At 67.8% G+C, this 13,564-nt stretch carries 11 protein-coding genes; 6 read left to right on the forward strand and 5 right to left on the reverse strand.

Going from position 1 to position 13,564, the window contains the following annotated elements; genetic code table 11:
- Positions 1 to 65: 65 nt before the first annotated feature.
- Positions 66 to 1,508, reverse strand: coding sequence for an NCS2 family permease (locus tag JCQ34_RS02215; protein WP_286401380.1), 1,443 nt, complete (start codon positions 1,506 to 1,508; stop codon positions 66 to 68).
- 111 nt (positions 1,509 to 1,619) lie between these two features.
- On the opposite strand from JCQ34_RS02215, the gene JCQ34_RS02220 reads away from it, so the two are divergent.
- Positions 1,620 to 2,285, forward strand: a complete 666-nt coding sequence (locus JCQ34_RS02220) for a copper resistance CopC family protein (protein WP_286401382.1) — start codon at positions 1,620 to 1,622, stop codon at positions 2,283 to 2,285.
- A gap of 55 nt (positions 2,286 to 2,340) precedes the next feature.
- On the opposite strand, the gene JCQ34_RS02225 is transcribed toward JCQ34_RS02220, so the two are convergent.
- The gene (locus JCQ34_RS02225; protein WP_286404253.1) at positions 2,341 to 2,979 is read right to left on the reverse strand and encodes an NAD(P)-binding protein; all 639 of its coding nucleotides are present in this window, start codon (positions 2,977 to 2,979) and stop codon (positions 2,341 to 2,343) included.
- Between the two features lie 473 nt (positions 2,980 to 3,452).
- Here JCQ34_RS02225 and JCQ34_RS02230 point away from each other — a divergent pair, with 473 nt between their 5' ends.
- The 5 genes from JCQ34_RS02230 to JCQ34_RS02250 are packed head-to-tail and all read left to right on the forward strand — an operon-like array spanning position 3,453 to position 10,451.
- Positions 3,453 to 4,493, forward strand: a complete 1,041-nt coding sequence (locus tag JCQ34_RS02230) for a universal stress protein (protein ID WP_286401385.1) — start codon at positions 3,453 to 3,455, stop codon at positions 4,491 to 4,493.
- A 51-nt stretch (positions 4,494 to 4,544) separates the two neighbouring features.
- Positions 4,545 to 7,385: a PEP/pyruvate-binding domain-containing protein gene (locus JCQ34_RS02235; RefSeq protein ID WP_286401387.1), complete on the forward strand. Its 2,841-nt coding sequence runs from the start codon at positions 4,545 to 4,547 to the stop codon at positions 7,383 to 7,385.
- Between the two features lie 48 nt (positions 7,386 to 7,433).
- Entirely contained in the window at positions 7,434 to 8,555 is a 1,122-nt protein-coding gene (locus JCQ34_RS02240) for a hypothetical protein (RefSeq protein WP_286401390.1), read from the forward strand.
- 44 nt (positions 8,556 to 8,599) lie between these two features.
- The gene (locus tag JCQ34_RS02245; RefSeq protein WP_286401392.1) at positions 8,600 to 9,577 is read left to right on the forward strand and encodes an ABC transporter ATP-binding protein; all 978 of its coding nucleotides are present in this window, start codon (positions 8,600 to 8,602) and stop codon (positions 9,575 to 9,577) included.
- A 13-nt stretch (positions 9,578 to 9,590) separates the two neighbouring features.
- Positions 9,591 to 10,451, forward strand: coding sequence for an ABC transporter permease (locus JCQ34_RS02250; protein WP_286404256.1), 861 nt, complete (start codon positions 9,591 to 9,593; stop codon positions 10,449 to 10,451).
- 46 nt (positions 10,452 to 10,497) lie between these two features.
- On the opposite strand, the gene JCQ34_RS02255 is transcribed toward JCQ34_RS02250, so the two are convergent.
- The 3 genes from JCQ34_RS02255 to JCQ34_RS02265 form a co-directional block, all read right to left on the reverse strand.
- On the reverse strand, positions 10,498 to 12,012 hold the full coding sequence (locus JCQ34_RS02255; protein ID WP_286401393.1) for a C40 family peptidase: 1,515 nt from the start codon (positions 12,010 to 12,012) through the stop codon (positions 10,498 to 10,500).
- Positions 12,013 to 12,195: 183 nt separating this feature from the next.
- The gene (locus tag JCQ34_RS02260; protein ID WP_286401395.1) at positions 12,196 to 13,116 is read right to left on the reverse strand and encodes a cation diffusion facilitator family transporter; all 921 of its coding nucleotides are present in this window, start codon (positions 13,114 to 13,116) and stop codon (positions 12,196 to 12,198) included.
- Between the two features lie 10 nt (positions 13,117 to 13,126).
- Positions 13,127 to 13,555, reverse strand: a complete 429-nt coding sequence (locus tag JCQ34_RS02265; RefSeq protein ID WP_286401398.1) for a metallopeptidase family protein — start codon at positions 13,553 to 13,555, stop codon at positions 13,127 to 13,129.
- Between the last annotated feature and the right edge of the window lie 9 nt (positions 13,556 to 13,564).

Here is a 13,564-nt window from a genome sequence, read left to right on the forward strand (position 1 = left end):
TTACCCGTGCAAACGACAAAGGGCTGGCGCGGCGAACGCCGCACCAGCCCTTTCTGCGCAGGGGTTTACTTGATGCCCAATGCAGCCTCGATGGGGCCAATGGCGAAGAAAAGCGCGAACGCCGCGGCCACGGCCCACATGAGGGGGTGGATGTCTTTGGTACGGCCCTGGACGGTCCGGATGATGACGTAGCTGATGAAGCCCGCGCCGAGGCCGTTGGCGATCGAGTAGGTGAACGGCATCAGGGCGAAGGTCAGGAACGCCGGGATGGCGATGCCCCAGTCCTGCCAGTCGATCTTGCCCACCTGGGACACCATCATGAAGCCCACCACAACCAGGGCCGGGGCCACAGCCTCGAACGGCACCAGGTTGATCAGCGGGGTGAAGAACATGGCCACCAGGAACAGTAGGCCGGTAACGACCGAAGCGATGCCCGTCCGGGCACCCTCGCCGATGCCGGCGCCGGCTTCGACGTAGATCTGGTTGGAGGATACCGAGGCGCCGCCGCCGATGATGGCGCCGAGTGCGTCCACCTGGAGCACGCGGTCGACGTCGGGGATGTTGCCGTTTTCGTCCACCGTGCCGGCTTCGTTGGCCAGGCCCACCATGGTGCCCATGGCGTCAAAGAAGATGCTGAGGAGGATGACGAAGGCCAGCAGCGTGGCGGCGACGAAACCGAGGTGCTGGAAGGCGCCAAACGGGTTGGCCTTGCCGATCAGCGAGAGGTCGGGGGCGGCCCAGCCGGAGAATGCGGGGGCCACCAGGGACCAGCCCTGCGGGTTGAAGTTCTTGCCGTCGAAGCTGGGGCCGATGTGCAGGGTCGATTCCAGGATGACGGCCAGCACCGTGGAGGTGATGATGCCGATCAGGATGGCGCCCTTGACCTTGCGCACCACCAGGGCGATGGTCAGGATCAGGCCGAAGACGAAAACGGCCGTGGGCCAGCCCAGCAGCTTGCCCTCGAAACCAAGGCCAACGGGCACTGTGGTGCCTGCAACGTCGGGGATGCGGCGCACGAAGCCGGCGTTGACCAGGCCGATCAGGGCGATAAACAGGCCGATGCCCACCACGATGGCGGTCTTGAGCCCGTCCGGCACGGCCTTGAAGACGGCGGTGCGGAAGCCGGTGAGGACCAGGATCAGCATGGTGACACCTGAGAGGACCACCAGGCCCATCATGTCGGGCCACGTCAGGCCAGGGTTGGTGGCCACGGTGACGGCCACGAACGCGTTGACGCCCAGGCCGGTGGCCAGGGCGAAGGGATGACGTCCCCATGCCCCCATGAGGATAGTGAGGATGCCTGCCACCAGTGCGGTCACGGCGGCCACCGCGGTGAAGCCGAGCGTGGTGCCGCTGGAGTCCGGACCGGACAGGATCAACGGGTTCAGCACCACGATGTAGCTCATGGCGAAGAACGTGGCGAACCCGCCCCGGATCTCGCGGGAAAGGTTGGAACCGCGCTCGGTAACCCTGAAATACCGGTCCAGGGCAGAGCCTTGCTTAAGCATTAGTCCTCCGGGGGAGTGTGTGGGAATACCTGCATCCTAATGGTGCGGGAGGGGTTGGGCCGCCAAATGCGCCTAGTCTGTAAGGAAGCCAACACAAGGAGCAGCCCAACCATGCGCCAAATTCGCCGCCAGTTGCTGGGCCTTGTGCTCGGGTCCTTTATCCTTGCAGCCACATCGCTGGGCCTGGCAGGCCCAGCCTCCGCCCACGATGCTGCAGAGTCCACCAGCCCCGCCCAGGGGGCTTCGCTCGCCGCGCCGCCGGAGGAGGTCTCCGTGACCTTCAGCAACAAGCCGCTGGGCATCGGATCGTCCTTCTCGGTCAAGGATTCGGGTGGCACGGAATGGGCTGACGGCTCCGTCCAGATCGTTGATAACGTGGCAACCCAGAAGCTTCGGCAGGGCGGTCCGTCGGGCGCGTACACCGTCGCGTGGCGCGTAGTCGGGTCGGATTCCCACCCCATCGAAGGCACCTTCACCTTCACCGTGACCGGCGGCGCACCCGGTGCTGCCCCCTCCGCTGCTGCTCCGTCCAGTGCTGCGTCCTCCGGAACTTCCGCGGCGGGAAGTTCGACGGCGGCGGGTACGGTGCCGAGCATGGGCACGGCACAGCCCGGGGTGACGGAAGAGCCGTCCAGCCCCGCCAGGGCGGGAGAGCCCTTCCAGTGGAGCATTGTGATCTTTGCCGTCGTCGCGGTGGGGCTGCTGGTGGCTCTCGGCGTGCTGGCCCGGCGTCGGCTTAACGGCGACGGGGACGCGGGAGAAAAGGGCGGGGAGTAGCTGCCGCCAGCAGGGCCGGAAGGCCGGGACCTGACGGTGGAAAGGGTTTGGGGCTTCAGCAGCCCAGCACCGCAAAGCTCCCCGTTGCCGGGAAGGCACCGCCGGGCTGCTGGGCAGTGCCCTGGTTGACCTTGGCCGAGATTGCCTGGCCCACGGTCTTGGCCTGGCGCAGCACTTCCTTGGGCGAGGGCGTAATCAGTTCGCCCACCCCCACCAGGTAGATGCCGATGGCGCGCATGGCCGCTGCCACGTTGCGGCCAACCGTAATGCCGAAGTCATTGAGCATTCGCCGCAGCTGGCTGTGCGCGCACCGGGTCAGCACAATGTGGTCGGCCACCAGGACGCCTGTGGGGGTGTGCACCCGCCACTGCGGGGTCGATTCGTTTTTCGGGCCTCCCACCATGGTCAGCTGGACCGCGCGGGTGGTGTTCCGGACATCTACACGATGGCTTGCCGCGTAATTGCGGAGGTGGCGGAGGATCTCGTTCCGTTCCCGGAGGGTATCGCTGTCTGCCGCATCGCAGCGCTGCAGTGAGGAGGTGTTGGCGGGTTGGTTGGCGCCAAGGATGTCCAGCCCGTCCACCACTATGGAGTCCACGCCGTGCCGGCGCAGTTCGGCGGCCACGGCCAGTCCGGACAGGCCCGTGCCAATGATCACCGTGGTGGTCTGTTCGGTCCCCGCATCCCCAGGCACGCTTGACACTACAGTTTCCCTCCTTCGAAGCTTTCAGCAGGCGCCGGCATCCTCGCCGGCCCGCGTCCCGGTAACCCCAAAGTCCGGACGCAGAGTATGGCCGGAAACGTCCTGGCAGGAAGTTGCGCTTGGCGTCCCGGACCAACAATGTCCTGAAGACTACAGAACAAAAGCGGCCCTGAATAGCCCAATGGAGAAAACAATCCTCCGGGCGTGAAGGCGCTTTCCGACGGTCGCCCTAAAGCCTGTGGATACGTGGACTCGCGTACCCCTGAATGGGCTGGCCGAGCCTGTGGATAACTGGGCTCACGTGCCCCTGAGCAGGCTTGCTAAGCCTGTGGGGACGGAGAATAGTGGGAAACGGAAGACGGTCATTTCCTGCCGGTGCAGCCCGGAATCGGGATGTGCGGGGGAGGGTCGGTTTTCTGGCAGAATAGCCGCAACATCAGGCGTATCGCGAGGAGGCGGCCCCCATGGGCTCACGAGAGTTGCATCCGGACCCGGCCCGGGATGGTGGTGGTGCGTCTGACGCTCCCCATGGCATCGTGGTGGGCGTTGACGGCTCGGACCATGGCCAGTGCGCCTTGGTGTGGGCTGCACGCGAAGCCCAGCGCCGCCGTCGCCCTCTCCATATAGTCACCGCCTACTCTGTGCCGATTTTCGCCGCGTCAGGGCTGGACGGCGGCTACGCCACGGTGGACGACTCCGTTATCCGCGAAGGTGCCGAGGCCATCCTCAAACAGGCGCTCGAGAAGATCTCGCCGTACGACGTGGACGTGACATCCTCCGTGGAGAACGGTGACGCGGCAGGAGTTCTGCTGGAGATCTCCGAAAGCGCGGAACTGCTGGTGGTGGGAACCCGCGGCCGCGGCGGTTTCGTGGGCCGGCTGCTGGGCTCGGTCAGCAGTGCACTTCCCGCCCATGCCAAATGCCCCACAGTGACGGTGCCGTTGTTCTGCTCAAACCGGCTGGGCGAGACCACCGAGGACCGCCGGGTCAAGGCCGAGCAGGCCAAGTCCGGGCACCGGCAAGTGGAAAACGTGGTGGTGGTCGGGGTGGATGGCTCCGATCAGGCGCGCGTCGCCGTCCTCGAAGCAGCCGACCAAGCCGAACGCCTTGGCGCCTCCCTGCGCGTGGTGTGCGCCGTACCCCAGTACAGCGGTTCCTTGGCCTGGGTTCCGGCGCCGATGGACCGCAAAGCCCTGTTCGATGACATCCGGGTCACCCTGGAGGCCGGCATGGCCTGGCTCCGCAGCCACTACCCCCACCTTGAGGCCGAGTACGAGCTGAAGGACGGTTCACCGGTTGACGTGCTCGTTGAAGAAAGCCGGCACGTGGAGCTGGTGGTAGTAGGCACCCGCGGCCGGGGCGGCTTCACCGGCATGCTCCTGGGTTCAACATCCGACGGCGTGCTCCACCACGCCAAGGGACCGGTCATGGTGGTCCCGGACCGGGAGGACCCGCGCATGGCTGACCGTGCGCGGTTCGGCCCAATACTGGGCGACGCCGCCTAAAGCGCAGGACTGCCAGGCAACACGGCTATTCAGGCATACGGCACCTGGGACATGGCGCAGCAAACCCCGCCGATGGTGGGCACCAGCCCGGACGACGAGCTGGTGCTGGAGTTGCGTGGCCTCGACGCCGGGATGCTGGCGCTGGTGGGCGGCAAGGCAGCCAACCTCGGTGAGCTGTTGTCCCGCGGGCTGCCGGTTCCTGACGGCTTCTGCCTCACTACCGCTGCGTACCGCCAGGCAATCGGAGCCCCGGACAGCCTGCTCCCCGCGCTGGCAGTGGCCTACGCGGCCCTGCACACTGCAGCCGGCGCCGGAGGGGAACCACCTGACATAACCGGGCTGGCCGGAAAGGCACGTGCGGCAATCCAGGCAGCGCCGATTCCCGCTGCCGTCGCCGAGGCCGTAGGGCACGCCTATCGGGCCCTCGGTCCGGATGTTCCGGTGGCGGTCAGGTCTTCGGCCACCGCCGAGGACCTGCCGTTCGCCAGTTTCGCGGGGCAGCAGGACACATACCTCAACGTGGTGGGAGTTCCTGCGGTGCTGGAGGCCGTACGTCGTTGCTGGGCGTCGCTGTGGACTGACCGGGCAACGGCATACCGGGCAACCCTGGGGATCCACCCTGCCGGGGTGGCGCTCGCGGTGGTGGTCCAGCGGATGGTGGACGCGGAGACGGCGGGCGTCATGTTCACGGCGAATCCGCTCACCGGCAGCCGCCGCCAGGTAGTGGTGGACGCCAGTCCGGGCCTGGGCGAGTCGGTTGTCTCCGGCGCGGTCAATCCGGACCACTTCGTAGTGGATGCGCTGACCGGCAGGGTGCTGGAACTGGAACTGGGCGCCACGGGCATCGAGGTGCGGCCGCTCCCCGGCGGCGGGACACATATCCGGGAGTTGCCGGACGACCGCGGTGGGGCCTGCCTGGCAGACAGCCAATTGCGGATGTTGGCCACGCTGGGCTTGAAGGCCCAGGAGCATTTCGGTTCCCCGCAGGACACCGAGTGGGCCATCGACCGGGCCGGTGCCCTCTGGCTCACGCAGTCCAGGCCGATCACCACGCTGTACCCGGTTCCGAGGAGCAACGGCGCCGCAGGCAGGGCCGCGCGGGGAAAACCCGTCACCGGCACCAGGGCGTACCTCTGCTTCAGCCTGGCCCAGGGGCTCACCCGGCCGCTCACCCCCGTGGGCCTCGCGGCCGTCCGACTCATTGCCTCCTCCGTTGCCACGGCTGCCGGTTTCCCTGTTCCTGATCCCCGGCACGGACCGTCACCCTATGCCGAGGCCGGGCAGCGGATCTACGTTGACTTCACCACCCCGATCCGCAGCGCGGTGGGCCGACGCATCGTTCCCCGGGTTTTCGACATCATGGAGGCGCGGACCGCAACGGTCATGCGCCGGCTGATGGAGGACCCCGCCTTCTCGGTGACTAAGAGGACGCCGTTCGGGCTGCTGCGCCACGTGGCACCGGTAGCGATCCGTGCCAAGGTTCCCGCCACCCTCGTCCATGCCCTGTTCCGGCCCCGCGCGGCCCTGCGCCGGCTGGACCAGTTCACCCAAGACTATGAAGCCTCGCTGGCTCCCGATGCAGGCGCTGATACCTTGGTGCGGCTCGACCACGCCGAATCGCTCTTGGGGTCACGCCTGTTCTTGATCGTGCCGGCCATCCTGCCCCTTCCCGCCCTGGGCTTCGCCATGTTGGGCCTCGCCGGGAAGCTGCTTGGCGGAGATGCATGGGATGAACTGCAGCCTGTGATCCGCGGCCTGCCCCACAATGTCACCACGGAAATGGACCTGGAATTGTGGCGCCTCGCAACAGCCATCCAGGAAGACCCGGACTCGCGCGCCGCGCTCCTGACGAAGAACCCCTCCATCCTCGCGGACGCATACCGGGCCGGGCAGTTGCCGGCCCGACTGGACGCCGGCCTGGCGAGGTTCCTGGACAGGTACGGCCAGCGGGCAGTGGGTGAAATCGACGTAGGACTGCCGCGATGGTCGGAGGAACCGGCACACATCCTGGGAATCCTCGCCAACTACCTCCGCCTGGATAACCCGGCGCTGGCCCCTGACGCCCAGTTCAGCAAGGCAGCCGAGGATGCCGAAGAACAGGTGGAACGGCTGGTTGCCCGCGCAGCGGCCCGGGGCAGGATCCGGGGACGACTCGTGCGCGCGGCGCTGCGCAGGGCACGGTTGTTTGCCGGCCTGCGGGAGCTGCCAAAGTACCTTTTGGTGCTTGGACTCGGGGAAGTCCGCCGGCAGCTGCTCCTGGTTGGCAGGGAACTGGAGCAGGCGGGCACCATCGCGTGCCGGGACGACGTGTTCTTTTTGGACTTCGCCGAGGTCCGCCGCGCATTGGCGGGCAACACCCCTGGCGCGGAAGGGCCTGCCCTGGACCTGCGGCAGCTTGTGGCGGAGCGGAAGCAGGAGTACGCCCGGGAGCTCAGGCGCCGGCACATCCCCAGGGTGCTGCTCTCGGACGGCACCGAACCCGAAGCGGTGCGGGCCGCCGTCGGAAGTTCCGGGGACGGAACCCTGGCCGGCAGCCCGGCCTCGGCGGGAACGGTGACTGCGCCGGCACGGGTCATCCTGGATCCGGTCGGCGCCCGCCTTGAGCCGGGCGAGATCCTGGTGGCGCCGTCCACGGACCCCGGTTGGACTCCGCTGTTCCTCACGGCGGGAGGGCTGGTGATGGAGATGGGCGGAGCGAACTCGCACGGCGCCGTGGTGGCCAGGGAGTACGGCATCCCGGCGGTGGTGGGAGTGGCGGACGCAACGGGCCGCATCAGCACGGGCCAAAAAATAACGGTCGACGGCGGGGCGGGAACCGTGGTGCCGGAACCGCCAGGAACGCCCCGGGACGGAGGGCTGCGGAGGGGCGCGGAGCCGCCGGCACGGGCGTAGTCTTTACGTATGGGCTCCAACAGGCTGGGTTCCAGCGGACGCTTTCAAGTGAACACCACAGCACCGGGCCGTCGGGTGTGGCTGCGGTGGCTGCCTGCCGTGGCGGCCCCGGTAGTTATTGCCGCGGGCGCCCTCGCGGGGTCCCTCCCGGCAGGGGCCAGCGACCCCCTGCCGGCCAGGACGCCCGCCCAAGTCCTGGAGCTGGCAGCCAGCCATCAGGTGCAGGCCTTCTCGGGGACCGTGGAGCAGTCGGCCGATCTGGGGCTGCCGGAGCTGCCGGCCACGGGCAAGCCGTCCGCGCCTGCATCCCCGGGCAGCGCAGCTTCCGTGATTGAGCTGCTGTCCGGCAAGCACACCGCCCGTGTCTTCATGGACGGCAAGGACAATGCCCGGGTTCAGGTGATGGACCAACTGGCCGAGCGGGATGTTGTCCGCCACGGCAGCGATGTGTGGTTCTATTCGTCGAAGGACAACTCGGCGGCGCACGTTGCGCTGCCCGCACATGACCCGGCGTCGCCAAAGGACCGCCAGGGGGCGGGCGCTATGCCTACACCGGCCGAGGTGGCCCAGCAGTTCCTGTCCAAGGTTGACCCCAGCACCGCCGTGTCCGTGGGACCGGACGTTTCCGTTGCCGGCCGGGCAGCCTACAACCTGCTGATTGAGCCACGCACAGACGCAACCCTGGTGGGCAAGGTGGCCATCGCCGTCGACGGCCAAAACGGCATGCCCCTGTCCGTCCAGGTAACCGCACGCGGAGCGGACAAGCCTGCTTTCAGCTCCGGCTTCACCAGCCTCTCCCTGGCCGTCCCCGACCAGTCCGTCTTCGCCTTCACCCCGCCCCCGGGCAGCACCGTCAAGGAACTCCCGGTTCCGGACAAGTCCCGTGAGCACGCTGACGGTGCCCATCAGAACGGCATGCACAAGGGCGCCAAGGGACAGGTGTCCGTAACCGGTACCGGCTGGGAAACCGTGGTGGGCACCGCAAAGGGTAATGCCTCTGCAGCCGGATCCGTCCTGCAGGATCCGCTGCTGTCCCAGGCTGCCGTCGCCGTACCCGGCGGCCGGCTCCTCTCCACCGCACTCATCAACGTCCTGGTCACCGACGACGGACGCGTCTTCGCGGGAATGGTGCCGCCGGAACAGCTGCAGTCAGCAGCAGCGGCCCAGTAAGTGGTGGCCGGACGGGGAACGGTGGCCATGCGGGGGCTGCTCCGGTGAGCGGCGCCCTGGCGATTGAAACCCGTGGCCTGAGCAAGCACTTTGGCCAGCAGGCCGCCGTCGACCGCGTGGACCTCGCCGTTCCGCACGGGACGGTCTTCGGCTTCCTGGGGCCCAACGGGTCCGGCAAGACCACCACCATCCGCATGCTGCTGGGCCTGGCCGCTGCGTCCGCCGGAACGGTAAGCCTGCTGGGCCGCGAGATGCCGGACAAACTCCACGAGGTCCTCCCGCGGGTGGGCGCGTTGGTTGAGGGGCCGGCCTTCTACCCCTTCCTCTCCGGCGCCGCCAACCTGCACCGGCTGGATTCGGCCAGCCCGCACACCGTGCCGGCAACGCGGAAGGCGCGGGTGCAGCAGGCGCTGGAGCGTGTGGGCTTGGAACACGCCGCAGGCAAACGGGTGCACGCGTACTCGCTGGGAATGAAGCAGCGGCTGGGCATCGCCAACGCCCTGCTCTCGCCGCGGGACCTGCTGGTGCTGGACGAGCCCACCAACGGGCTGGATCCGCAGGGCACCCGGGAAGTCCGCAACCTGGTGCGGTCCCTGGCGAATGAGGGCGCCACCGTTTTTGTGTCCAGCCACCTGCTGGCCGAGGTGGACCAGATGTGCACCCATGCCGCCGTCATGAGCGCCGGCAGGCTTGTGGCGCAGGGGCCGCTGGCTGAGCTGCGGCAGGCAGGGTCCACCCGCCTCCGGCTGGTCACGCCCGACGGCGGGTCGGCCCGGGAGGTCCTGGCCCGGCTGGGGCTGGCACCTGACCCCGGACAGGCTGGACCGCGTGCACAAGCCGATGGGGAGACCGTTGTGGCGGTGCTCCAGACCGGCGCCCAACAGCCGGAGGTGCTCCCGGAGGACGTCGTGGCGCACCTGGTGCACGCCGGCGTTCGGGTCCGGGGGTTCGCCGTCGAGCGTGAAAGCCTTGAAGACCGCTTTGTTGCCCTCACCGGGGAAGGATTCGACGTTGCCCAGTAGCGTGCCCGCCGACATGCCCGAAGCCGCCGGAACGGCCCGGCCGGCAGCAGCCCCGCGAAGCTCCGGATTCTCCCTTCTTGGGTCAGAACTCAAGGTTTTGTTTGCGCGCCGCCGGACCTGGGCGTTGCTCCTGGCCCTGGCTGCCATCCCGGTCCTCATCGCCATCGCCGTGAAAGTCTCTTCCGCCGTCCCGCCCGGCAGGGGTCCCGCATTCCTTGACCGGATCACCCAGAACGGCCTGTTCGTTGCCTTCACCGCCATGCTGGTCTCCGTACCGCTGTTCATGCCGCTTGCGGTGGGGGTGGTGGCCGGGGACACGATCGCAGGCGAGGCGAACCTGGGAACCCTCAGGTACCTGCTGGTGGCACCGGCCGGACGGGTACGGCTCCTGCTGGTCAAGTACGCAGGCGCGCTGGCCTTCTGCATCGCGGCACCCTTGACCGTGGGCGTCGCCGGGGCGGCCATCGGAGCCGCGCTTTTCCCGGTAGGCCCGGTGACGCTGCTCTCCGGCGGCGTGGTCCAGCCGGGCGAAGCGGCTTTGCGCATCGTGCTGATCGCCGCCTACCTGGCGGTATCCCTGGCGGGCCTGTCCGCGATCGGGCTGTTCCTGTCCACCCTCACCGTGGTTCCGGTCGGGGCCATGGCTGCCACCGTGGTGGTCTCGGTGGTGTCGCAGGTCGCGGACCAGCTGCCGCAGCTGGAGTGGCTGCACCCGTGGCTATTCAGCCACTACTGGCTCGGTTTTGGCGACATGCTGCGCCAGCCGCTGGTGTGGGATTCCTTCGGCAGCAACGCCCTGCTCCAGGCCGGCTACGTGGCAGTGTTCGGAGCACTCGCCTACGGCCGGTTCGTCACCAAGGACATTCTGAGCTGACGATGCCGGCGGCAAACATCACTGCCGCAGGGTCCAGCGATGAGGGTCAGTAGCGGGCCGCGTACGGGTAAAGCTCCATGCCCACCATCGAGCTGATGCTGGAAACGGTGATGCCTTCCTGCGGGTTGAGGGCCTGCACCACCTGGCCGTTCCCCAGGTAAATGGCTACATGGTAGAAGTTCGGTGCCGAGCCCCAGACCAGCAGGTCGCCGCGGCGGGCCTGCGAAATCGGAACGTGGACCGGGGCTGCCGCGTACTGCTGGGAGGCGGTGCGCGGCAGGTACTGGCCAGCCGCAGCGAAGGCGTTCTGCACCAGCCCGGAGCAGTCGAAACCGTAGACCCCGGTCCCGCCCCACTGGTAGTAGTACGGTGCCCCCACCTTCCCCAGGGCTACGGAGATCGCTGCCTCATAGGTGCCTGAACCCGTTGAAGGGGCGGGCGCAGGAGCCGGTGCAGGCGCGGGCGCGGGAGCCGGGGCAACGGGAGCAGGGGCAGGAGCCGGCGCGGCGGGAACAGGCGCAGCAGGTGCCGGAGCAACGGGCGCGGGCGCCGGCGCGGGTGCAACAGGTGCCGGTGCGGCCGGCGCTGCGGGGGCTGCTGCTGGAGCAGGTGCCGCAGGGGCCGTGTCCTGGCTTGGGTCGTTCTGGCCGGCAGCAGCCTGGTTTTGCCCGCCCTGGTTCTGCCCGCCTTGGTTCTGCGCTGCCTGGTTTTGGGCTGCCTTATCCTGGGCGGCATTGTCCGCTGCAGCCTTGTCTGCGGCGGCGGACAGTGCGGCGAGGCGGGCCTCCTCGCGTTGCCGGTCCAAGGCATCTACGCGGGCTGATTCGAGCGCCACCGTGGTGTTGCGGAGCTGTGCGAGTTGGTCCACCAGGACGGTCCGCTGGGCCTTGGCGTCAGCCACAGCCTTGGCCTGTGCGGCGTTGGCCTGTTCCGCCTGGGACTTCCGCTGTTCCGCCATCTTGGCTGCATCGTCGGCGGCCTTGGAGGCGTCATCCGCAGCTGCGGTCAGGGAACGGTAGGCGGTGGCTGCGGCGTCGGCAGCTTCGAAAGCCCGGCTGCGGCTGGCAGAGAGGGCCTCGAGCGTGGCGGCCTGCTGCAGGCTTTCACCGCCGCTGGCGAAGGTGCCGAGGGTGGGGTTCAGGCCGCCGTTCCGGTACAGGTCACCGGCGAGCTGCCCCACCTGCTTGCGGGTTTTGTCCTGCTGTTCCCGGGCGGAGTCGGCCTTGGCTGCGGCGACTGATGCCGCCTCGGTCCGCTGCTGCAGTTCCACCAGTGCCTCGCTGTAGGCGTTGTTGGCCTGCATGGCCACCGCGAACGCGGCCTGCTGGGCTGTGGACGCGTCGGCCAGGATGCGTTCGATGTCCGTGACCTTGTCCGCCGTTGCGGACTCGCTGGCCTTGGCTGCGGCAATGTCCTCGGGCGACGGGATCTCGGGCGTCGCCGGAACGGTCAGGGGCAGGGACGGTGCCGGGACTGCGGCCGCCGGCGTTGCGACGGAAGCAAAAAGGACGACGGCGGCGCAAAGCACGGCCGTCCTGCGGCCGGATCCGGATAAAGCCATCTGCAGAGACCTCGCAACAGTAAGGCTGGGAGTGAGGTTCTGGATGCGGCACAACCGTGCCCCTCAGCTGCTCGCCAGCAGTCCGAGGCTACGTGACCATCTGCACATTGGCAACACTAGTCACATCAATAACATAAACCACAACAGTGTCATTAGCGGCGGAATCCGCGGGGGTGTGTCGGCTCAGGCGTGTTGGTGTTCCTCATGTTCGGAGTGGCTGGCGGGTTCCAGCTGGAAGGTGCAGTGGTCCGTGTCGAAGTGGGATCCCAGGCACGTGATGAGCTTGTCCAGCAGCTGGTCGGCGCCCCGGGCGTTGAGCACGCCGTCCTCCACCACCACGTGGGCCGAGAACACCGGAACGCCTGATGTGATGGTCCAGATGTGAATGTCATGGACGTCGGTCACACCCGCCACCGAAAGGATGTGCTCGCGGATCATCTGCACCTCCACTCCCTTCGGGCTGGCTTCCAGCAGGACGTCCACCACATCGCGCAACAGGCTCCAGGCCCGCGGGAGGATCATCAGTGCGATCAGGACGGAAGCAATGGTGTCCGCTGCCTGGAAGCCGGTCAGCATGATCACCACGGCGGCGATGATGACGGCCACCGAGCCCAGGAGGTCGCCGAGCACTTCCAGGTAGGCGCCGCGGATGTTCAGGCTTTCCTCCTGCGCCGTACGCAGGACCAGCAGCGATACCAGGTTGGCCACGGCGCCGAGGATGGCGGCAGACAGCATGATGCCCGTCTGCACTTCCGGGGGTGCGCCGAACCGTCTGATGGCTTCAGTGAAAATGACCACGGAAATCACAATCAGGATCAGCGCGTTGGCCAGGGCCGCGAGGACCTCTGCCCGCTGGAAGCCATAGGTCCGCTGATCGCTCGCGGGGCGGCCCGCGATCCATGCAGCCAGCAGGGCGATGGTGACGCCGGCCGCGTCGGAGAGCATGTGCCCCGCGTCCGCCAGCAGGGAGAGTGACCCGGAAAGCACGGACCCCACGATCTGGATGACCACCACGCCGAGGGTGATCCCCAGGACGGCCAGAAGGCGTTTCCGGTGCCGGCCGGTGGCGGTCATCCCGTGGCTGTGGCTGTGGTCGTGTCCCATGTTTACAAGGCTAGCCCCAGCCCAGTTCATGCAGCCGGTCATCGGAAATGCCGAAGTGGTGCGCGATTTCGTGGACCACGGTCACGGCCACTTCGTGGATCACGTCGTCCCGCGAGGCACTGATTTCCAGGATCGGTTCGCGGAAGATTGTTATCCGGTCCGGGAGGGAGCCGGCTTCCCACCACGAATCGCGCTCCGTCAGCGGAACCCCTTCGTACAGCCCCAGCAGCACCGTGTCCGGATCCTCCCCAGGCCCCGGCACGTAATCGTCGTCGATGAAGACCGCAACGTTGTCCATGGCGCGGGCCAGCCGCTCCGGAATGCTGTCCAGGGCGTCCTGGACAGCGGCCTCAAACTCGTCGGGGGACATGCTGAAGGCGGAAGGCTCGTGCGGGCCGTCGGGAACGATCGGCAGGCCCGGCGGCAGATTGGTTGGCATGCCCAGACC

The sequence above is a fragment of the Pseudarthrobacter defluvii genome (assembly GCF_030323865.1).
Lineage (GTDB): Bacteria > Actinomycetota > Actinomycetes > Actinomycetales > Micrococcaceae > Arthrobacter > Arthrobacter sedimenti.